The sequence below is a fragment of the Spirosoma sp. genome (assembly GCF_048594605.1).
GTDB lineage: Bacteria > Bacteroidota > Bacteroidia > Cytophagales > Spirosomataceae > Spirosoma.
Window position 1 is genome coordinate 1 of the sequence record NZ_JBMDWV010000359.1, and the last position, 22,069, is coordinate 22,069.

Genomic DNA, 22,069 nt, shown 5'->3' on the forward strand with positions numbered 1-22,069 from the left:
TTAATCCACGGTCGGCGCGCTGGTTTCATTTTACAGGTTCATATTCGCTGGTACGGTCGCGGAATCTATCATCAAACGCGGATTCAACTCGTCACCTTCCTTTCCTGCCTCCGCCACGTATTATTGGTCAATTTAAACTGACCAAAGCCGAGTTGGGAAATCACTGGCGAAACCTGTATGCATTACTGGAAATAGAACACAACTGGCGGCAGAACGAAGCACTCCTGGCCTATGGTACTGAAACCGAAACTCCAGCTTACACCCTCGTTAATCTGGGAGCAGGAAGTGACGTTGTAAATGCAAATGGCCGGACGCTCTTCCAGCTTTACCTGACAATTCAGAACGTATTTGACGTAGCGTATCAGAGTCATCAGAATCGCCTGAAGTATTTCGGCACCAACGAAGCAACTGGCCGGCAAGGTGTTTATAATATGGGCCGAAATGTAAGTGTAAAGGTGGTGGTGCCCTTCGGTGGGAAATAGAAAACGGAAAAGGGACGTAGTGCACAAAAGGAAATTAGTCGATTCCTTCTGTTCACTACGTCCCTTTTCCGTTTTCTATTTTTATTTCAACGTTGCTACAGCATCCTTAATACGTTGTATTGCTTCCGTCAGCGATTCGTCAGATGCAGCTGTCGAAATACGTAGGCAGTCTGGGGCACCAAAGCCCGAACCTGCTACTGTTGCTACATGAGCCGTATTTAACAACCAGCCAGCAAAGTCGTCCGAGTTCTCGATTGTTGTCGTACCGTCCGATTTACCGTAGTAGTAGCTGATGTCGGGGAAAGCATAGAAAGCGCCTTCTGGTACGTTCGTGCGGAAATGCGGTACGTCTTTCAGCAGTTTCACCACTAAGTCACGACGACGGTGATACGCTTTCGTCATTTCAAAAGAGGGTTCCAACGGTCCTGTCAGCGCAGCAACCGTTGCTTTCTGAGCAATCGAATTCGTACCCGACGTAACCTGTCCCTGTAATTTCTCTACGCCATCGGCAATCCATTTAGCTGCACCGATATACCCAATACGCCAACCCGTCATAGCAAAGCCTTTTGCTACGCCATTTACCGTAATTACGCGTTCGGCAATTTCCGGAATCGAGCCAATGCTAAAGTGACCTTCAGGAGTGAAGTTAATGTATTCGTAAATTTCGTCGGCCAGTACATAAATGTTCTCATGACGAGCCACTACGTCAGCAATCGCACGAAGTTCAGCTTCCGAGTAAATCGAACCGGTTGGGTTGTTCGGCGATGCATACATCACAATCTTCGTCCGATCCGTAATGGCCGCTTCGAACTGCTCGGGGGTTACTTTAAAATTGTTTTCAAAACTACCATCAACAACAACCGCTTTGCCTTCGGCCAGTTTCACCATTTCAGAATAGCTAACCCAATACGGCGAGAAAATAACTACCTCGTCGCCAGGATTAATCAGTACCTGAATAACATTAGCCAGCGAGTGTTTTGCGCCCGTTGAGACAACGATATTTTCAGGTTTCCAGTCAATATTATTGTCGCGCTTGAATTTATCAGCAATCGCTTTGCGAAGATCAGGATAGCCCGCAACGGGCGAATACCCATGAAAACCGTCGTCGATGGCTTTCTTGGCAGCTTCGCAAATGTGTTGGGGGGTTTTAAAATCCGGCTCTCCGACGCTCAGGCTTATTACTTTGTGGCCCTGAGCAGCCAATTCACGAGCTTTTTTGGTCATCGCCAGCGTGGACGATTCCTCCAGCGCGTTGATGCGGTCGGCTAATAAACTCACGGTGTCAAGCGTGGCAGACATAATCGGTGGTGTTTTTGAGAAAATGATAACAAACTGACAGCAAAGGTACTGCGTTTTCATCGCAGGGCCGATATTATTTATAAATTAAAAATTTCCACCTCGTTTTTGTCGGGGCAATCAGCTAATAGGTCAAGCGTTGTTTTCGCTAATATCGGATGTATAAACCCGGGCGCGATCTCAGCCAGAGGCACTAACGTAAAGCGCCGGAGATGCAAGTAAGGATGCGGAATCGTTAACGTAGCGGTTTGTATAATCCGCTGATCGCAATACAGAATATCGATGTCGATTATCCGTGCTCCCCACTTCTCCAACCTGACCCGGCCCAATTCCTGCTCAATAGCCTGCGTTTGTGCGAGTACGGCTTCAGGTTCCAGTTCCGTCTCGACAGCTATAACCTGATTCAGAAAAGTTGGTTGATCGGTAACGCCCCAGGGAGCTGTTTCATACAAACAGGATTGCAGCAAGATGGTGCCGATACGTTCTGTAACCAACTGAACTGCCCGACGTAGCGTCGCTACACGATCACCTAAATTTGCACCAAGAAGGAGAAACGTCATAATGAGTGATAAGCGATGAGCGATGAGTGAGCAGATTAAATAACCACTCATCGTTCATCACTCATCACTATTTAGTAGTCTTTAATCGGTTTGATATCGTAATATGCTTTAATATCCGCTTCGCTGGGCGCTTTGGCAGGACGAACAATGCGGAAGCCCACAAATGAAGCGGAAGTCAGCCACCAGTCGGATTTGGGGCTTTGGGGATCAAGTATTTTCCAGGCTGGTCCCGATGGCGTTCGGGCGGCCGAACGTAACACTTCAGGACCATCGTCCCACGATCCTCCGCGCGTCGAGTTTGGATAAAGAGTTGTTGTAGGCGCATACGGCTCTTTCACTTTACCACTGGCGACCTGCTTATAATAATCTTCGACGTACTGATCCTGCGTCCATTCCACTACGTTGCCATGCATATCGTACAAGCCGAACGGATTCGGCTTTTTAGTACCTACTTTCTTATAAGCGCCATCGCTGTTGCCTGTAAACACGGCATACTCGCCTAATTTTTTCACATCAGCTCCAAAAGAATAGGGCGTTGTAGTGTTTGCCCGACAGGCATATTCCCATTCAGCCTCAGTGGGTAACCGATAAAATATACCTGTTTTTGCATATAGCCAGGCACAGAACTTGATGGCCGCATACTGCGTCATATTTATCGCCGGATAACCTGCCCTGCCCATTCCGAACGACATATCCACATAGGGCGGGCTGGGGCGCGTAGTGGCGTCTGTTTTCGACAGGTTAGCGTCTGCTTCCGTATATTTTGCGGCCATTTCCTTCTCCATATTCGTGAAGGCGAACAAGTCGTAGAGGTCCCACGTCACTTCGTATTTGCCCATGTAAAACGGTTCGATCGTTACGCTGTGCTGTGGTCCTTCGTCGGGTTTATGCCCTTTTTCGGTAGCCGGACTACCCATCAAAAACTTACCGCCCGGAATAGCCACCATGGCATAGGTCTGATTGCTGCCCGGAACAACCTGGGTGTAGGATTTAAAGTCGGTGGTAGTTTGAGCATTTGTTCTTACAACCAAACCGGTTATCAATAGTAAGCTAGTCAGGAGATGTTTAGGCGACATTTTGGGTTATACTAAGAAAAGGATACGTACTCATTGACAAGTAAAAGTACGAACGTTTTCCTTTGTTGTACCTTTGCGCTTTCGACCCTGTAGCTTTCAAAGCCTTACAGGTTTTCAAATTTATGAATTATCTCTCTGCCGAAAATTTAACGAAGTCGTACGGCGACCGTATTTTATTCAAAAATCTTACGTTCGGCCTAAATCGGGGCGATAAGGTGGCTATTGTTGGGGCTAACGGCTCTGGCAAAACCACATTGCTCTCCATTCTGGCTGGAGCAATGCCGCCCGATTCGGGTATTGTCAGCCAGCGAAAAGATATTACGGTTGGCTATCTCGATCAACAACCTGATCTGAACAATGCGCTGACAGTTATGGAAGTCGTGCTGGCTGGCGAAAGTGCACAACTCGATGCAGTACGTGCCTACGAACACGCCCTTGCTCATGATGACCATGCTGCCCTCGAACGCGCGATGGCCGATATGGAAAAGCTCGAAGCCTGGGATTATGAATCACAAATTCGGCAGATGTTGGGCGAACTAGGCATTCAGGACGTAACGCAGCCAGTAAGTTCATTGTCGGGTGGGCAGCGTAAACGAGTGGCTTTGGCAAGAGTGTTGATTCAGAATCCCGATTTATTGATTCTGGATGAACCGACCAACCATCTCGATCTGGAAGCCATCGAATACCTCGAAAACCACCTGAACACCAATAACGGTACGTTGTTGATGGTGTCTCACGATCGGTACTTTCTGGATCGGGTTTGTAATCAGATTGCGGAGCTGGACAACGGACAGCTTTTTACCTACAAAGGCAACTACGCTTATTTTCTGGAAAAGAAAGACGAGCGCGAAACGGCCGCAGCATCCGAACTGGCTAAAGATCGGAACACGTTTCGGCGCGAGCTGGAATGGATGCGTCGGCAACCTAAAGCGCGAGGAACAAAAGCCCAATATCGGATCGACGCTTTCGAAGAATTGAAAGAAAAAACGGGTGGCAAACGTAACGACGGTGAACTGGACCTGAACTTACGCATGACTCGCTTAGGCAGTAAAATTCTGGAAGTTGAAAATCTGAGCAAGCGCTTTGGCGACAAGGTGCTGCTCGATCATTTTACGTACACATTCAAGCGGCACGACCGCGTAGGATTGATCGGCAAAAACGGCATGGGCAAAACAACACTCATGAACATGCTTACCGGTCAGCTTCGGCCCGATTCGGGGAAAATCACAACGGGCGGTACGGTAAAATTCGGGTATTATACGCAAACTGAGCTTGATTTGCCCGAAAATCAACGTGTGATCGACGTAGTGCAGGACGTAGCGGAAGTGATGAAACTAGCCAATGGCGATACGATTACAGCGACCCAGCTTCTGAGCCGTTTTTTATTTGATCGGCCTAAACAGTACGATTACGTAGCGAAATTGAGCGGAGGTGAAAAACGACGGCTGCAGCTGTTACTGGTGCTGGTTCAGAACCCTAACTTTTTGATTCTGGATGAGCCAACCAACGACCTCGACATCACGACGCTGAATGTACTGGAAGATTTTCTGCTCAATTTTTCGGGTTGCGTACTGATCGTAACGCACGACCGCTACTTTATGGATCGGCTGGTTGAACACGTTTTTGTATTGGAGGGCGGTGGAAAAGTCCGCGATTATCCGGGAAATTATACCGATTATCGCGAGTGGCGTGATTCTCAGACGAAAACACCTTCACAAAATGATAAATTTGCGTCGGTGCCAACCAAAAACCAAACGTCCGCATCGGTAGTTTCTTCACAAGTAACCAACGGAACTACGAACGGCGCGAAAAAGAAGCTGTCTTTCAAGGAGATTCGGGAGTATGAAACCCTCGAAAAAGAAATTGAAGCGCTTGAGCAACGAAAAGTCGAAGTCATGGGTCTGCTTAATACGGGTGGGCATCACGAAGAATTAACTGGCTGGGCGCGCGAAATTGAGCAGATTGACCAAAGCATTGCCGAAAAATCGGACCGTTGGCTTGAGTTAGCGGAATATATTTAATTGTGAATGAGTCATTGAGTAAGTAGTAGCGTTGTGCGTCAGCTGGTTACTCAATCATTCGTTTGCTCGTTCATCATGGATCAGATCATTGAGTTTTTCAGATATTTGCTTAACTCCGAAGAAATTATTCGGACCGGAGGGCTGATTGTCATTACGCTGATCGTCTTCGTCGAAAACGGATTTTTCTTCGGTTTTTTCCTACCGGGCGATTATCTGCTATTTCTCTCGGGCGTTTTTGCCGGAACTAAACTGCTGAACGTACCACTCTGGTTATTGCTGACCTGTATTTTTGGTGCCGCCGTGCTGGGTTCGCTAATCGGATACTTGACGGGGTATTACTTCGGCGCCAAGATTAAAAACCGGCCAGACTCGCTGTTTTTTAAACAGGAATATATTGATAACACCCGCGATGCTTTTGTAAAATATGGCAACAGTGCCCTGATTATATCCCGATTTTTACCGGTCGTGCGCACATTTGCTCCCTTATTGGCTGGCCTCATTCACATGCCGTTCCAATTTTTCACAATTTATAACGTAGTGGGCGCAGCCATCTGGGTACTGACACTGGTTGGCGGGGGTTTCTTTTTTGGCGATCGCTTCCCCTGGATTGTCGATTACGTTCAATACATCATTATCTTCTTCCTAGCTGTCACTACGTTCACCGTCGTTAAGGGTTATCTAAACGCCCGGAAAGAAAAGAAGGCGGAAAAACGTCTGAGCTAGTTTATGCTTTCTCGACCCAAACCGTTTTTGCATTCACAAACTCTTTAATGCCTAATTCCGAGAGTTCACGCCCAAAGCCGGACGTTTTGATACCACCAAACGGTACACGGGCATCGGAGCGCATAAGTCCATTTACAAATACCGAGCCGGCCTGAATCTGACGCACCAGCCGATCCGCTTTTTCCAGATCCTGTGTCCAGAGTGCCGAACCCAGACCAAAATCTGATTGGTTGGCCAGTCGAATAGCGTCTGCTTCGTCTTTGGCTTCGATGATAACGGCCAGTGGACCAAATGTTTCTTCGTCGAAAGCCGCCATACCCGGTTTTACCTTATCCAACAACATCGGCGCTACGTTGCAACCCTCCCGTTGCCCACCCGACAGTAATTTTGCCCCTTTCGAAACCGATTCGCGGCATTGCCGTTCAATATCATCAGCCAGACTGATCCGGGCCATTGGTCCCATCGTAGTCGCTACGTCCATCGGATCACCTTGTTTAATTTGCTGAATCTGTTGTAAAACCAATTCGGTAAATTGCTTCTTGACCGACTTCTCTACAATAAACCGCTTAGCTGCAATACAACTCTGGCCAGCATTCTGCATTCGGGATTTCACAGCGACTTCAGCAGCTTTTTGTAGATTGGCATCAGCCAGCACAATCAGCGCATCCGATCCGCCCAATTCCAGTACTGATTTTTTAATCTGGCTTCCTGCAATGGATGCTACGGATGCCCCAGCGGGTCCACTGCCCGTTAACGTAACAGCTTTCACACGTTTATCTTTCAAAATACCTTCAACAGCCGACGAATCGACCAGAAGTGCCTGGAAAACACCTTCTGGCAACCCACTTTTCTGAAATATTTCTTCGATAGCCAGCGCACACCCAAATACATTCGATGCGTGCTTAAGCAAGCCGACATTACCTGCAATTAAACCAGGAATGGCAAAACGCATTACCTGCCAGAACGGAAAATTCCAGGGCATAATAGCCAGAACCGCTCCCAGTGGCTGGTACGTAACAAAACTGGTTTTAGCATCCGATTCTATTAACTGGTCAGCCAGAAACGCTTCGGCGTGGTCAGCGTAAAATGTGCAGGTCACCGCGCACTTTTCCACTTCGGCAATGGCTTCTTTTAGGGTCTTGCCCATTTCAGCAGTCATTAGCTCACCGTAGCGTTGTTTATTGGCAATTAGGTATTCGCCAACCTTACGGATATATCCGATACGTTCTGAAATAGACAAAGCCGACCAGTCGGCAAAGGCCCGGTCGGCTTGTTTTAACTTACGCTCAACGATCGTCTGGCTATCGGCGCGATACGTTTTCAGTTTTTCCTGGGTATATGGATTAACAGACGAGAACATGGGATGAAAGGTAAAAGGGATTTCTTTCGGTCAGCTCTATCATAAATACCCTATCTAACCACTTATTGTTCGCCTTTCTCCAGTTCGTTTACCAATTTGGCCATTGTCTCGATCACCTGTTCCATACGATCATGACCAACTATTGTATCGAATTTATTACGAGCCTCCTGCATACATCGCTCAAGGCTTACAAATAATTTTTTACCCCGATCATTCAGAAAAATGATACTTGACCGCGAATCATTCGGGTTTTTCCGGGTATAGATGTAGCCTTCCTCCTCCAGCAGACCCACAATCTTACTCATCATCTGCTTAGTTACGCACGCCCGCTTTGCTAATTCATTATTGGTTGTTCCGTTTTCCTCAATGTTCGACAGAAACATCAGATAACTCATTTTGAAATCGGTGTACCCAAGTGCATGCAAGCGTGGTTCAATATAATTAGACGTAAACCGTTTAAGCCGCCAGAAAAGACGCCCCACCGATCGCTCCCGTATCAAACGAAATTGGTTAAAATCAAAGGAATTTTTATCTGTTTCCACGTTCATGCAGGCAAAATAAAAAGATCCGAAACAATTTCCGGCAAATAATTGTACAAATATAGTCAACTTGTTTGACTTTATAGTCAACCTGGTTTACTTTTGTTGCGCAAGATCAAAAAGCCGGTCCGCCGGTACAAACGACAGATAGCTTATTCATACACAGAAATCGGAACCGACTGAATCTGAATACATACAATGGCAACGACAACAACTACAGAAGTAGCAACAAACGAAGAGACAAGTACGATACGTACCTATCTGCCTCGCATTATAATTGGCCTGGTTCTCCTGGTAGGTGGCTATTTCGGCTATCAGGCCTATCATCATGGACAACTGTACGAATCGACCGACAACGCCCAAATTGAAGGGAATGCCGCTCCAGTGCTGGCTCGCGTAGCGGGATACGTAACATCGGTGAACGTAGCTGACTATGCAGATGTAAAGCAGGGACAACCGCTGGTAACCATTGATCCACAGGAATATGACGTAGCACTGGCTCAGGCTGAAGCCGATTATCAGCAATCTCTGGCCGACCTTGCTAACGCTCGGGCTGACCTTCAGAACGCACAGGCCAACTCACGTAACGTAGCCCAGAATGCTCGGGTTGCTACGTCAAACGCACAGGTTCAGGCTGCTCGACGAGACAAAGCTCAGCGGGATTTACAGCGGGACCAGAACTTGTATAAAGAACAATCGCTGACCAGAAAACAGCTTGAAGATTCTGAGAATAACGTAGAGGTGCAAAGCCGTCAATACTCGGCAAACGTAGAGCAAATCAACCTGGCAAAAACGTCGGAAAGTGTTGCTCAGGCTGGCATTGCGAAAGCAAAAGCTAACATTCAGAAAATTGAAGCGCTGATAAAAGTGAAAGAGGCCGCTATTCAGAATGCGAAGCTGAAAGTCGGTTATGCCCATATCACAGCACCAATTGCGGGTAAAATCGGGCGCAAGAACGTAGTACCAGGTCAGTACGTCCAACCCGGTCAAACATTGTTCACGATTGCGGCAGATTCTACGTTCTGGGTAGTTGCCAACTTTAAAGAAACCCAGCTGGAAAAAATGCAGGTTGGTCAGCCTGTTGAGATTAAACTCGACGCCTATCCTGACCTGGACGTAAAAGGTCGCATCGCATCGCTTTCAGAAGCAACTGGCGCCCGATTTGCGCTCCTGCCGCCAGACAATGCATCGGGAAACTTCGTCAAAGTTACCCAACGTGTGCCGGTTAAGATCGAAATTCTTAACCCGGAAAAATACAAAAATCAACTGCGGGCTGGCTTGAGTGTGGAAGCTGACGTTCGGGTAGAAAACTAAAAAAAGAGGAGAGGGCGAAAAGGAAAAGTCGTTTGCCAGACATGTATTCCTGCGTCCTTTTCTTCCTCTTTGCCCCCTTTTATTATGTCACAACAAAGTGGATTGGGACGTTGGGTCGTCGTTATCACAGCGGTCTCGGCGGCCATCATGGAACTGATTGATACGTCCATTGTCAATGTTGGGTTAAATGATATCGCCGGAAACCTTGGCGCAACAATCGAAGACGTATCGTGGGTAGTGACTTCGTATGCCATTGCCAACGTGATCATCATTCCGATGACGAGCTTTCTGCAGCGGTATTTTGGTCGTAAAAATTACTACATCGGCTCCATTATTTTATTTACGCTGGCTTCCTACGGATGCGGATTTGCGGGAGATTTATGGACGCTCGTTTTCTTCCGATTCTTGCAGGGCGTGGGTGGAGGAGCTTTGTTATCAACCTCGCAGGGTTTGATGTACGATGCGTTTCCGCCGTCGCAACGGGCAACGGCCTCGGCTCTTTTCGGGATGGGTATTGTACTCGGTCCGACGCTGGGTCCAACGCTGGGTGGTTATATTATCGATAATTATCACTGGAGCTGGATGTTTTATATCAACGTTCCGATTGGTATCATCGCCGTTTTGCTTAGCGTCGCGTTTATCGAAAAGAAAGAAGACGAGATCAACATCAACCGAAAGGCCATTCATATTGATCAGTTAGGTATTCTCTTTCTGGCACTGGGCATTGGCGCTTTACAATACGTACTGGAGCGGGGTGAGGCTGATGACTGGTTCGACGATAGCGCCATCCGATGGCTCACGATTATAGCCGTCATTACGTTGCCTGCTTTCGTCTGGTGGGAGCTACGCGGCACGAAAGACCCCGTAGTCGATCTGCGAACCCTGAAAAACCGGAATCTGTCGATCGGATCGATTCTAATGGTAGTGATTGGCTACGGCCTGTTTACATCCGTCCTGCTTTACCCACTGTTTGCCCAACGTATTGTTGGTTTAACCGCTACGCAAACCGGTAAACTTCTGATTCCGGGTGGCTTAGTAACGCTGCCCATGTTTGCGCTGGTAGGTCGTCTGCTGGCTAAAAACGTCTCACCAAGAGTACTTGTAGGAGTTGGGTACGTTGCTTTTTCGAGCTTCTGTTTCATCATGTCGACCTATACGATGGACACACCGGATAGCTATTTCATTTTTGCCCTCATCATCAGAGGAATTGGCCTGGCATTCGTAAACGTACCGCTTATTAATCAGTCGGTTGCAACGCTGGAGCCTCGTCAGTTGCCTACAGGAATTGCTATTGTGAATATGATGCGGCAAATCGGCGGAGCCTTCGGAGTAGCGATCACAAACACCTACGTAACCCAACGTACCGCCGTTCATCGGAGCGATCTGGTATCGAATCTGCAACCGGGCAGCCCCGCCTTAACCGAGCGACTCAACGCGCTCACACAAGGGTTAGTGGCGAAAGGAATCAATGCAATTGACGCCGTATCAGGCGCTTATAAAAACCTCGACCTGATCATAACCAAACAGGCGCTCATGATATCGTATCTGGATACGTTCAAGCTGGCCGGGTTGTTTTTCGTCGTCTCGTTTCCGTTACTGTTTCTGCTAAAAAATAAAAAGATGGATGCCGCCACGGCCAAAGCTGTTGCCGACGCAGCCCATTAATTTCAGTTATAACTCACCTTCGGAAAGTTCAGCGACTCAAAAGAGCATCTATCTATTTCCCGAAAGTGCCCATAAGATCATGAAAACAAAACTCCTGATTATATCCACCATACTGGCGATTGGGGCGGCTCAGGCGCAGAATCAGTCAGTGCAGATACCGGATGAATTACGAAATTTAATTCAACAGGCAAACACCAACTATCCGGTGCTCAAGCAGCAACAGCAGCAACTTCAGGCGGGAGAAGTTCGCATCGATATTGCTCGCACGGCTATGCGCCCTAACGTAGCGCTTAACGGGTCTTATGCGTACATAACTCCGGTCCCGAGTGTTACGTTTCCAATCAATGGGCAGGATGCCGTTCTGAAATTAGCACCGAATAACAGCATCAATGCAAACGTATCGGTCGGGCAAACCATCTATGATTTTGGTCGGACTGACGCGGCTGTCCGGCAAGCCGCCGATAATGTACAGGTTTTACGACGGACTTACGAACTGACACAGCAGAACCTAGGCTATCAGGTGGCAGCTGCCTACTACGGAATTGGGTTTGTCCAGCAGGCCATAATTGTACAGGATTCTGTCATTAAAACAGCTGGCGCCAACGTCAGATTGCTCGCGACGCGGCTACAGAATGGCGATGCGCTGCAATACGACGTATTGTCGCAGGAAGTGCGTGTGAAAATAGCTGTTAACCGAAAAATTGAACTGCAAAATCAACTGGATCGCCAGCTGGCAGTTTTAACGTATCTGACAGGAAATGCCCAACCCGTTACCGGTCAGGCGATTCAGCAATTTCAGTTGGGTGCTCAATATGCCCCTATGCAATTGTTTGATATGAATGGTCAGTTTCAGGCCGCAGCAGTGGGCAACAAAGATATTCAGTTGGCACAGGACCGGGTAAAAGCCGCCGAAACGGATATTCTGGTCAATCAACGGGCTGGGCAACCAAACATTAGCTTCAGTGGTAATGCCGGTTATAAAAATGGCTATCCATTAAATGTTGAAGAGCTTCGGGCGAACATGTTGGCTGGTGTAAGTATCGTAGCTCCGATTTATTCCGGGAAGCGCTATAAACTGCAAAACCAGGCGGCTCAGCTAAACTTAAATGCCAGCCGTTACGCTGTTGAGAACGCTAATGCGCAACTACGTCAGAGTATAGCTCAACTTAATGCTGACATACGTAGCAATCAGACCCGATTAGCCAATCTGGAAACGCAGGTGCTACAGGCTCGTAAAGCCCTCGACATTGCCAACGCCCGCTTACGTAACGGAGTCATTACAAATGTTGAACTTCAAAGTGCCGAAACAGGCGTAGAAGAGGCCGAGTTAGGACGACTAAACTTTCAATATCAACTGCTACTCAACCAGTTAGAGCTAAAGCGTTTAGTAGGCGAAGCATTGTAATAAGCTAAAAGATTCATAAAAAATCAGAGTCATATATACTAAAATGCGTTCAAAATCAATTCTATAAGCAGGTAGCAGGTTAAACTAAACGAAAGATTGCGGTATGAAACAGCGAATTATTGAGATTCTGAAACAGTTTGGTATCGCCGAATCGGCCATTACTGAACACACCCATTTTTCGCGCGACCTGGGGCTGGATAGTCTTGATACTGTTGATTTAATCATGCAACTGGAGAAAGCATTTGGTATTCGCATTCCCGACGAAGACTACGCTAAATTAACCACTATGCAGGGAGTTCTGATGTATTTAGAAGAGGAACAGGCAGTGGTCTAACGTATTACGTTTCTAGGCGAATACCTAAAAACCCCGCTACATTGACCGAAGCAATCGCTGAATCGGTAAACGTAGCGGGGTTTTTATAGGAATACATCGCTGTGCGATATGAAATCCTGCCGTCAGTTTAAGTTTATTTTACCTTTTGGCTTCTCACTGTTTTTGTGCTGAAGATTAGCTAACTATGCATTCGTAATCGGAATGCAGTATGTTGGTAAACCAACTTTCTAACGTGTCCGCTTCTGAAGAAGCTCAGCAGTGGAAAGCCTTTATGGCCGACGACGAAACGGCCCTGCGTAAGCTCATGGAGCGTTTTTATGCTACGTTGACGAACTATGGCAGCAAATACACGAAAGATCGGGAGGTTGTTAAAGACTGTATTCAGGAGCTTTTTATTGACCTCTGGTATCACCGCCATCAGCTCGTCCAGCCAAATTCTGTAAAGGCCTATCTGCTTACGTCGCTACGTCGGCGATTATTTCGACAACTCAATAAATCAATTTTTTCAATCGTATCGGACTCCGCTCTGGAGAACGAGTCGTTTCAATTCGAATCCTCGCCCGATCTGATCCTGATTGAACGGGAAAGTATCGTTCGGCAGGCGCAGCAAGTGGCTCATTACCTCAACGAATTACCGCGTCGCCAACGGGAAATTGTTTACCTCAAATACTATCAAAATCTGAGCCGCGACGAAATTGCGGAGGTGATGGGCATTACCCAGCAGTCGGTTTCCAATCTGTTACAGAAGGCGCTTCAGACACTTCGGCAGGTCATTCCGTTCGATTTGAGCCTGACGCTCATAGGATTACTGAGCTCGTATATTATCTAAATATTAACTTTCGCAGAAATTTTTTCAAAAAAAGGGTATTTCGTTTCCGGTCGCTGCATCTCTGAATAAAAGCACCGCTCCGGGATGTTCAATTACGAATTATATACCCTTGACGAATTCCTGAAAGACGACTGGTTCAGGGAATGGGTCATGAACCCAACCCAGGCTACAGAATCGTTCTGGAATGACTGGCTCCGGCTGAATCCCGATAAGCAACCAATTGTTGATCAGGCAAGAGCGCTGCTGCGGGCGCTGGAAATGCCCCACCGATCAGTTTCAAAAGCCGATATTGCAGAAGCCGTCGATGCTACGTTCGCTCGACTACAACAGGAGCCTCGCTACGTTGTTCGGACGTTGCCGCAGCGGCAGTGGGGTTGGGCAGCGGTCGCCGTGTTGTTGCTGACGGGGCTGGGTAGCTACTTCTTTTTCTATTCTCAAACATCAACAAAAAATGCTACGTCCGTTGCTGCTACGTCGGCCCCGGCCGGTGAGTTGCTGACACAAATCAATGATAGCCAGCAGGCTAAGCGGTTGCTATTGCCCGACGGAAGCTATGTTACGTTGTCGCCAGCAGCCAGCTTATCGTATCCGGGCAAGTTTAACGGTAACGAACGCCGGACGTACCTGAAAGGAGACGCTTTTTTTGAAATAACCCGAAATCCGGCCAAACCTTTTCTGGTGGTGACAGACAAGCTGGTAACGAGGGTGTTAGGAACCAGTTTCTGGGTTAAAACAAATTCTGGTCATGCAGAAAGCCGCGTAGTTGTCAGGAGGGGGAAAGTGTCTGTTTTTAAAACGGATGATTTGGAGCAGGCGGATAAAAAACCAGAAGGAGTTGTGTTGCTGCCAAACCAGCAGGCGGTTTTGCTTGACGAAACAAACCGCCTGACCAAGTCGATTGTGGAAAAACCCGTGCAGCTTCAGAAACCCGCTAACAATCACGAGCTAAGCTATTCGGAAGCTCCCGCCAGCCAGATTTTTGGCGATTTGGGAAAAGTTTACGGGATTCAGATCGTCTATGACGAAGACGTGTTGAAGCATTGTCAAATAACGGCAACGCTGGGCGATGAACCGCTTTTCGATACGTTGAAATTACTCTGCAATTCTATTCACGCGTCTTACGAAGTGATTGATACGCAGATAGTTATTTATAGTAAGGGATGTAAGTAAGAAAAAGAGCCGATGATGGTACCAGCATCACCGACTCGGAAAGTGCCCGCTCTAACGACAACATCTCCGGGTGGAGATGGCGGGATTGTTTTGCCAGTTGTGAACTAACCAAACAGTCAAAAGTATGAAAAAAAGAATACCCCGACACCCTCTCATCTACCAAATTATGCGGGTTGGTTTCCTACAAATCGTATTTATTGCGCTGGTAGCCAGCATGTCGTATGCGGAGAAGGCGACTGCTCAGGAACTACTGAATCGGAAAGTATCGGTTCAGGCCAGCGATCAGGAAATGAAAGTGGTGCTACGTCAGCTCGAAAAGCAGGCCGACGTCCGATTTATGTACAGTCCGCAGGTCATTCCGGCCACGCAACGTGTGTCGATGAACGTAACAAACCAGCCGTTAGCCGACGTATTGACCATATTGCTGAAGCCGCTTCATGTTGTGTATGAAGTGACAGGCAAGCAGATTTTGCTGGACAAAGCCCCGTCGAGTGGACAGATTGAGCCACTGACTAAACCTAAAATAATCGAAGATCTGGCGGTACGTACCATTACCGGTCAGGTTACCGATTCTGAAAATAAACAGCCTATTCCGGGGGCAACGGTTATTGTAAAAGGTACATCGAAAGGAACGACTACGGACGTAACGGGACACTATACGCTACGTACCGACGACACCGACCAGACACTGGTATTCAGCTTTGTGGGTTATGAATCGCAGGAAGTAACGATTGGAAATCAGACACAGGTGGCCATTGCGCTTAAACCAGACGTAAAAGCCCTGAGTGAAGTGGTCGTAGTTGGTTACGGTACCAAGAAAAAAACATCGGTTACGGCTGCGGTTTCTACGTTGGAGGGAAGCCAATTGGTAAAGTCACCCGTTGCCAATGTGAGCAACGGACTTTCGGGACGTATTGCCGGTGTTACGTCGAAACAGTCGAGCGGTGAGCCGGGTAAAGATGGCGACGATATTAAAATTCGGGGTATCGGTACGATCGGTAACTCGAACCCGCTGGTGGTGGTAGATGGTATTCAACGGAGTCTGAGCCAGCTGAATAGTCAGGAGATTGAAACCATTACCGTTCTGAAAGATGCAGCAGCCGTAGCTCCCTACGGATTGGCCGGAGCTAACGGGGTTATTTTGGTGACGACCAAACGCGGGAAAGAGGGAGCTATGTCTCTGACATACAATGGCTGGGTGGGTACGCAGCGCCCAACTCAGTACCCGAATTATCTGGATTCGTATGGTTATGCGAAACTGCTGAACGAGGCCAATAAAAACGTGGGCGTAGCGCCGACCTATACTGATGTACAGCTTCAGAAGTTTAATGATGGCAGCGATCCCAACCATTACCCCAATACCGATTGGGTCCGGGAAGTGCTGAGTTTCAACGCACCCATCACCAATCATAACCTCTCGCTGTCGGGCGGCTCCCAGAAGGTGCGATTTTTTACATCGCTGGGATATATGTATCAGGAAGGCGTAGTTCAGAATATCAACATGAATCGGTACAATCTGGCTGTTAATGTCGACGCTGATGCAACTACGACGACCACCGTATCGCTGGATATCAAAGGAACGCTTCAGAAAAATACCGAACCGGCTGGCTTTAACGGTACGTCCATTTTTACCGACGTAACGAAAAATCCACCCATTCTGCCGCTACGTTATGCCAACGGATTGCCGGGTACCAATACGTTACCGATGATTTACGAAAGCGGCTATAACCGAACGAACAGTGATATCCTGTACTCGCAGATCACGGTTCGCCAGCAGATCCCATTCATTCCCGGGCTGGCGTTGAAAGGGGTATTCGCCTACGACCGATTCAACGATTTTAACAAGCGCTGGACGTTACCTATTACGTATTACTCGCTGAACGCCAAGGAGGAATTTGTTCCGGTGAAAGGCGGCCCTACTACGCCAACACTATCGGAGAGCTATGAGCAGCGGCAGATTCAGACCTTACAAGGCTACATTACGTATACCCGAAATTTTGGCAAACACGCCATTGATGCGCTTGGTGTGCTTGAAAAACGGACTGGTTCTTCACTAGCCTTTGCGGCCTCGCGGCTGAGCTACGCTGTACCAATGGACGAACTTTCATTGGGGAGTACCGACAAAACGACCTTCGATAACACTGGTAGTTCGTCGAGCAATGCGCAAACGGGTCTGGTGTATCGGGTGGGCTATACTTATGCTGATAAATACCTGCTGGAATTAGGCGGGCGGTATGATGGACATTATTATTTCGCTCCGGGCAAGCAGTTCGAGTTTTTTCCGGCAGTTTCGGTTGGTTGGCGGCTGTCAGAAGAACCGTTTATCCGAAATAACGCGAATTGGGTCGATAACCTGAAAGTGCGGGCGTCTTACGGTAAATCCGGTAATCTGGCAGGTAATCCGTTCCAGTTTCTGAGCTCATACGGGCTGAATAACAGTTATGTATTTGGTGGAACCAGCCCATATCAGGTGCAGGGCGTATTTGAACGTAGCGAACCCAACCGGAACATTACGTGGGAAACAGCGCTAAAAACCGACATCGGGCTGGAAGGCTCGTTGTGGCACGGAAAACTAGGTTTCGAGCTGGATTATTTCTGGGAAAATCGGTCCAATATGCTTTTGCCACCTTCGGCGTCTGTACCACTCGAATACGGCATCGGGATTTCGCAGGAAAACGCGGGAATTATGAAAAATCAGGGTGTCGACGTCAACCTGACCACCGCGCATCGATTAGGAAAGGACCTGAGACTCAACGTCGGATTTAATCTATCCTATACGCAGAACAAACTAATCCAGACGTTCGAAAGTCCGGCCACCTACGATAACCCCAACCGGCGCCGGACCGGCAGACCCTGGAATACGCAGTTTGGCTACCGGGCTATCGGTTATTTTCAGTCGGCGGAAGAGATCAAAAGTTCGCCAACTCAATTTGGTGCGTTACTGCCCGGCGACATTAAATACGAGGACGTGAACGGCGATGGTAAGATCGATCTGAATGATGAAGTTGTTATCGGAAATCCGGCGTTTCCGAGTGTCATTTTCGGCCTGACGCCCTCGATTAGCTGGAAAGGGTTCGATATAAATATGCTCTGGCAGGGGGCTACCAAGGTAAGTTTTTACCTCGGCGACGATGCTGCGTTTCCGTTCTTCAACGGCGCCAAAGTGCAGGATATCCACTTAAATTACTGGATGCCTGACAATCGGGATGCGCCCAATCCGCGACTGACACCTTCGCCAACGACCAACAATTCCCAGATATCGTCGTTCTGGCTGCGCGATGCCAGTTATGTTCGGCTGAAAACCCTCGAAGTGGGCTATACGCTGCCGAAAGTATTCGTCAACAAAGCAAAAATCAGCACGATACGCATTTTCGCATCTGGCCAAAACCTGCTGACACTGGCGAAGATCAAAAATTTCGATCCTGAAGTCAGTAACCTTAAAGGGCGCTATTATTTCCAGCAGCGCGTACTTACCGCTGGACTTAACATTGGATTTTAACAACTCACGATCACGAGTTTACCCATGAAAAAGATATTCTTTTTTATCCTGTTCACTACGTTCTTTACGGGCTGTTCAGAAGCAGTACTGGACGTATCACCCACCGACCAGCTAACCGAAGAAACGACCTGGGCCAGCCCGCAAACTGCCGGTTTGTTTCTGAACGACATCTACAACAGCCTCAACGCTGGTCCCTGGTCGGCTGTTTATCAGAACCTGCCTACTGAACTGAGTGTCGATCCGCTGGATAATTTCTCGGATAATGCTACGTATGGCCCGCTCGGTGGGGCACTTTCCGCTTCTTTATTCGATACCGGTTCATATGGCCCCTCCAACGATATTTTCAAGCCGAACTGGGCCAAAATGTACGCCAATATCCGAAAGTGTAATTTGTTTATGAATCGGATTACGGCCTCTACGTTTGATGATGCAACGAAAAAATCTCTGGTGGCACAGGCGCGTTTTTTACGGGCGTATTTCTACAAATCGCTGATTGATTTATACGGCGGAGTGCCGCTGATCACCAAAGTGCTGGATCGAAATAGTGGAGAAGACATTCAATATCCTCGCAACACCTACCCCGAATGTGTTACCTTCATTCAGAAGGAATGCACTGAGGCAGCTGCGAATCTACCGACTAGCATTGCAGATAAAAAAGATCTGGGCCGCGCCACCAAAGGAGCAGCGCTGGCTCTGAAAGGTGAACTCGAAATGTACGCCAGCAAATGGGGCGACGCTCTGGCGACCCATACCGAAATCATGCAGTTGAAACAGTATGATTTATTCCCTGATTATGCCGGTCTGTTTTATTCGCAGAATGAGAATAATCAGGAGGTTTTGTTTGATATTCAGTTTGCTCCGATTGTGAAACAACGGAATATCAATCAGTTTTGGGGGGTGGTCGAAGCGCCTTCCGGTGCGGGCTGGGGTGCAGTAGACCCAACGCAGAATCTGGTCGATGAGTACGAATTTGCTGACGGAAAAACGGCTGCCGAGGGATCGACTCTCTACGACCCGCAGAATCCATACAAGAACCGCACAAAACGGTTCTATGCGTCGATCATTTACGACGGCTCAATCTGGCGAGGGAAGCCCGTTTATACCCGACTGGGCATCGCCAATAATGCCAATCAGATCAACGTAGTCGGGAAATCCGGCAATACGGGCCGTACGGGCTATTTTACGAAAAAATTACAGGACTCTACGTTCCTGTCGACCCCCACCAATCTTGATGGAACCAACGTCATCGTCTTCCGATATGCCGAAGTGCTGTTAAACTATGCCGAGGCTAAAAACGAACTCAGTGGCCCTGATGCGACGATTTACGAGGCTGTCAATAAGGTTCGGAAACGAGCCGGTTTGCCTGATCTGCCAACGGGGCTGAACCAGGAGCAAATGCGGCAGCGAATCCGTCGGGAGCGCCGGGTCGAGCTGGCTTTCGAAGGGAAACGCCTGTTCGATCTGATACGTTGGCGTACGGCTGAGCAAGTGTTTAGCCAGCCCATGTACGGGATGAAAATTGAAGAGAAAGCGGGCAAACTGGTCTTTGAAAAAGTAGAGGTACGCCGGATTAAATTCGTAGCATCGAAGAATTACCTGATGCCGATTCCGCAGGACGTTATCGCCCAGAATCCAAAAATCACCCAAAATCCTGGTTACTAAATTCTTAACTACATTTCTTATGAACGTATTGAAAAAACATCTTGTAGGGATTTGTCTGATTTTGAGCATGATAGGTGGCATTACGTTGAGCGGTTTTAACGTAGCGCCCAAACTCAACACGATTCAGGTAAATAAGGGAAAAACGGTGAAAGATTTCTTCGCCTATTCGCCTGATCGTCTGCCGTTTGTGAGCGCTCACCGGGGCGGTGCCCGAAAAGGGTTTCCGGAAAATTGCCTTGCTACGTTCGAGAACACGCTCAGTCAGGTACATGCCATTCTGGAAATCGACCCTCATTACACCAAAGACAGCGCTATTGTGTTAATGCACGATCCGACGCTCAACCGAACTAGCATTGGGCAGGGTAAAATCTCGGATTATACACTGAAAGAACTGCAAAATCTGAAGTTGAAAGACACCGAAGGCAACGTAACGGCCTACCACATGCCCACACTTGATGAAGCGCTGGAGTGGGCAAAAGGCAAAACCATTCTGGTGCTTGATATGAAGGATGTACCAATGGAAGCGCGTGTCCGGAAAATTGAGGAACACCACGCCGAAGCCAGCGCCATTGTGATGGCTTACAGCAACGTCGACGCGCAAAAGTGTTACCAGCTGAATAAAAACATCCTGATGGAAGTCATGTTGGGTACTATGGACAAAGTGCGCGAATTCGATAAAACGGGCGTACCCTGGCAGAACGTAGTGGTTTTTGTGAGTCACACGCTGGGGAAAGAGCGCGAAATTTTTGATGAGATTCACAAACGGGGCGCCATGTGTATGATTGGCAGTTCGCGTAATTACGACATTCGGTACGCCAAGAGTGAGATAAAGTCAGATGAACTTACGAAAGGTTATCTAGGCATCATTAACGACGGCGCCGATATCATTGAAGCCGATCTCGCTATCGAAGCTGGAACCGCAATAAAACCGCTTCAACAAGTTCGTACCTCGTCCAAGGCACTGTATTTCCACTGATATGCAACGGCTACGCATCTTTCTGAAAACGCTCATCGTTTCGGCAATTCTGCTAATTGCTGGTCTATCTTTTCGCCTGACGGAACCGGCCAAACAGAAGAAACCAAACATCATTTTTATTCTGGCCGATGATTTAGGCTATGGTGATGTTGGATTTAATGGACAGACTAAAATTAAGACGCCCAACATTGACCGTATGGCGCGTGAAGGCATGGTTTTTCGCCAACATTACTGCGGTACCGCCGTCTGTGGACCATCGCGGGCGGCCTTGCTGACGGGTATCAACACCGCCCACGCCAGCATTCGCGAACTGACCGAATGGAGTTTGAGCGGCAATCCAGTGAACTTACTGCCAACCGACGTAACAGTTGCTAAAGAACTGAAACGAGCGGGCTACGCAACGGGGCTGATTGGCAAATGGGGGATGGACGAAGGCGGCACGAGCGGTAACGCACTGGCGCAGGGTTTCGATACGTTCTACGGGTTCAAGACTCACCGGGAAGCGCATCATTACTACCCAGAATACATCTGGAAGAACAACGAAAAGGTGATGCTTCCGGACAATAACTGTGCTGAAAAACGTGGTACGTATTCCAATGATTCCTTTGCCGATGAAGCCCGGTCGTTTATGCAGCAGCATCGAAACGATCAGTTTTTTCTCTATCTGCCTTTTACGCTGCCCCATAACGAACTGACCGTTCCGGCCGATTCCAAACAGCCTTACGAGAACCTCGGATGGCCCAAGCGCGAAATGAAAGTCGCACACTATCACCACGACCCCGACGGTAATTTAACCTACGCCGGAATGGTGTCGCGACTAGACCGCTATGTTGGGCAGATTCTGGACGAGCTAAAAAAGCAGCATCTGGACGATAATACGCTGGTGATTTTCAGTAGTGACAACGGACCGGGTTTCGACAATGGCTTTTTTGATAGCAACGGGCCGTTTCGGGGCGCAAAATTTCAGTTATACGAAGGTGGCATTCGAGCTCCTTTTGTAGCGCGTTGGCCGGGGAACATCAAAGCGGGTACGGTATCAAATCACGCCAGCGCATTTTGGGATTTTCTGCCTACGGTCTGCGAATTGGCGGGTATTAAACCGACGGCGAAAATTGACGGCGTTTCGTATCTGCCTACATTATTGGGTAAGTCGGGCGC

Annotated in this window: 18 protein-coding genes; 13 read left to right on the forward strand and 5 right to left on the reverse strand. The window is 48.1% G+C overall.

All coding sequences use genetic code 11. The features are described 5' to 3' along the window. On the forward strand, nucleotides 1–482 hold a 482-nt coding region (locus ACOJS8_RS21940; RefSeq protein WP_420150698.1), incomplete at its 5' end, for a TonB-dependent receptor. 81 nt (nucleotides 483–563) lie between these two features. Here the strand turns inward: ACOJS8_RS21940 and ACOJS8_RS21945 are convergent. From ACOJS8_RS21945 to ACOJS8_RS21955, 3 genes are all read right to left on the reverse strand, one after another. Next, nucleotides 564–1,781: a pyridoxal phosphate-dependent aminotransferase gene (locus ACOJS8_RS21945; RefSeq protein WP_420150699.1), complete on the reverse strand. Its 1,218-nt coding sequence runs from the start codon at nucleotides 1,779–1,781 to the stop codon at nucleotides 564–566. Between the two features lie 77 nt (nucleotides 1,782–1,858). Next, the gene (gene folK / locus ACOJS8_RS21950; protein WP_420150700.1) at nucleotides 1,859–2,338 is read right to left on the reverse strand and encodes a 2-amino-4-hydroxy-6-hydroxymethyldihydropteridine diphosphokinase; all 480 of its coding nucleotides are present in this window, start codon (nucleotides 2,336–2,338) and stop codon (nucleotides 1,859–1,861) included. A 71-nt stretch (nucleotides 2,339–2,409) separates the two neighbouring features. Beyond that, a complete protein-coding gene (locus ACOJS8_RS21955; RefSeq protein WP_420150701.1) occupies nucleotides 2,410–3,414 on the reverse strand; it encodes a formylglycine-generating enzyme family protein in 1,005 nt (334 codons plus the stop codon). A gap of 122 nt (nucleotides 3,415–3,536) precedes the next feature. Here ACOJS8_RS21955 and ACOJS8_RS21960 point away from each other — a divergent pair, with 122 nt between their 5' ends. After that, nucleotides 3,537–5,435, forward strand: coding sequence for an ABC-F family ATP-binding cassette domain-containing protein (locus ACOJS8_RS21960; protein WP_420150702.1), 1,899 nt, complete (start codon nucleotides 3,537–3,539; stop codon nucleotides 5,433–5,435). A gap of 75 nt (nucleotides 5,436–5,510) precedes the next feature. Continuing rightward, entirely contained in the window at nucleotides 5,511–6,158 is a 648-nt protein-coding gene (locus ACOJS8_RS21965; protein WP_420150703.1) for a DedA family protein, read from the forward strand. A gap of 1 nt (nucleotide 6,159) precedes the next feature. Here the strand turns inward: ACOJS8_RS21965 and ACOJS8_RS21970 are convergent, their stop codons facing one another. Together ACOJS8_RS21970 and ACOJS8_RS21975 are read right to left on the reverse strand one after the other, a co-directional pair. After that, a complete protein-coding gene (locus tag ACOJS8_RS21970) occupies nucleotides 6,160–7,518 on the reverse strand; it encodes an NAD-dependent succinate-semialdehyde dehydrogenase (RefSeq protein WP_420150704.1) in 1,359 nt (452 codons plus the stop codon). Nucleotides 7,519–7,580: 62 nt separating this feature from the next. Next, nucleotides 7,581–8,066 carry a MarR family winged helix-turn-helix transcriptional regulator gene (locus tag ACOJS8_RS21975; protein ID WP_420150705.1) on the reverse strand — a complete coding sequence of 162 codons (486 nt, stop codon included), beginning with the start codon at nucleotides 8,064–8,066 and terminating at the stop codon, nucleotides 7,581–7,583. 189 nt (nucleotides 8,067–8,255) lie between these two features. Here ACOJS8_RS21975 and ACOJS8_RS21980 point away from each other — a divergent pair, with 189 nt between their 5' ends. The 10 genes from ACOJS8_RS21980 to ACOJS8_RS22025 form a co-directional block, all read left to right on the forward strand. Beyond that, nucleotides 8,256–9,371 carry an HlyD family secretion protein gene (locus ACOJS8_RS21980; RefSeq protein WP_420150706.1) on the forward strand — a complete coding sequence of 372 codons (1,116 nt, stop codon included), beginning with the start codon at nucleotides 8,256–8,258 and terminating at the stop codon, nucleotides 9,369–9,371. Nucleotides 9,372–9,455: 84 nt separating this feature from the next. Next, nucleotides 9,456–11,036, forward strand: coding sequence for a DHA2 family efflux MFS transporter permease subunit (locus ACOJS8_RS21985; RefSeq protein ID WP_420150707.1), 1,581 nt, complete (start codon nucleotides 9,456–9,458; stop codon nucleotides 11,034–11,036). 79 nt (nucleotides 11,037–11,115) lie between these two features. Beyond that, the gene (locus ACOJS8_RS21990) at nucleotides 11,116–12,441 is read left to right on the forward strand and encodes a TolC family protein (protein ID WP_420150708.1); all 1,326 of its coding nucleotides are present in this window, start codon (nucleotides 11,116–11,118) and stop codon (nucleotides 12,439–12,441) included. A gap of 103 nt (nucleotides 12,442–12,544) precedes the next feature. Then, nucleotides 12,545–12,775, forward strand: a complete 231-nt coding sequence (gene acpP / locus ACOJS8_RS21995; protein ID WP_420150709.1) for an acyl carrier protein — start codon at nucleotides 12,545–12,547, stop codon at nucleotides 12,773–12,775. 232 nt (nucleotides 12,776–13,007) lie between these two features. After that, nucleotides 13,008–13,604, forward strand: a complete 597-nt coding sequence (locus ACOJS8_RS22000; RefSeq protein ID WP_420150710.1) for an RNA polymerase sigma factor — start codon at nucleotides 13,008–13,010, stop codon at nucleotides 13,602–13,604. 84 nt (nucleotides 13,605–13,688) lie between these two features. After that, the gene (locus ACOJS8_RS22005) at nucleotides 13,689–14,774 is read left to right on the forward strand and encodes a FecR family protein (RefSeq protein ID WP_420150711.1); all 1,086 of its coding nucleotides are present in this window, start codon (nucleotides 13,689–13,691) and stop codon (nucleotides 14,772–14,774) included. 124 nt (nucleotides 14,775–14,898) lie between these two features. Then, entirely contained in the window at nucleotides 14,899–18,273 is a 3,375-nt protein-coding gene (locus ACOJS8_RS22010) for a TonB-dependent receptor (protein ID WP_420150712.1), read from the forward strand. 24 nt (nucleotides 18,274–18,297) lie between these two features. Then, complete coding sequence (locus tag ACOJS8_RS22015) at nucleotides 18,298–19,935, forward strand: RagB/SusD family nutrient uptake outer membrane protein (protein ID WP_420150713.1); 1,638 nt, start codon at nucleotides 18,298–18,300, stop codon at nucleotides 19,933–19,935. Between the two features lie 19 nt (nucleotides 19,936–19,954). Next, nucleotides 19,955–20,911, forward strand: a complete 957-nt coding sequence (locus tag ACOJS8_RS22020; protein WP_420150714.1) for a glycerophosphodiester phosphodiesterase family protein — start codon at nucleotides 19,955–19,957, stop codon at nucleotides 20,909–20,911. 1 nt (nucleotide 20,912) lies between these two features. Beyond that, nucleotides 20,913–22,069 (forward strand): arylsulfatase (locus ACOJS8_RS22025; RefSeq protein ID WP_420150715.1); only part of this gene is annotated, 1,157 nt, incomplete at its 3' end.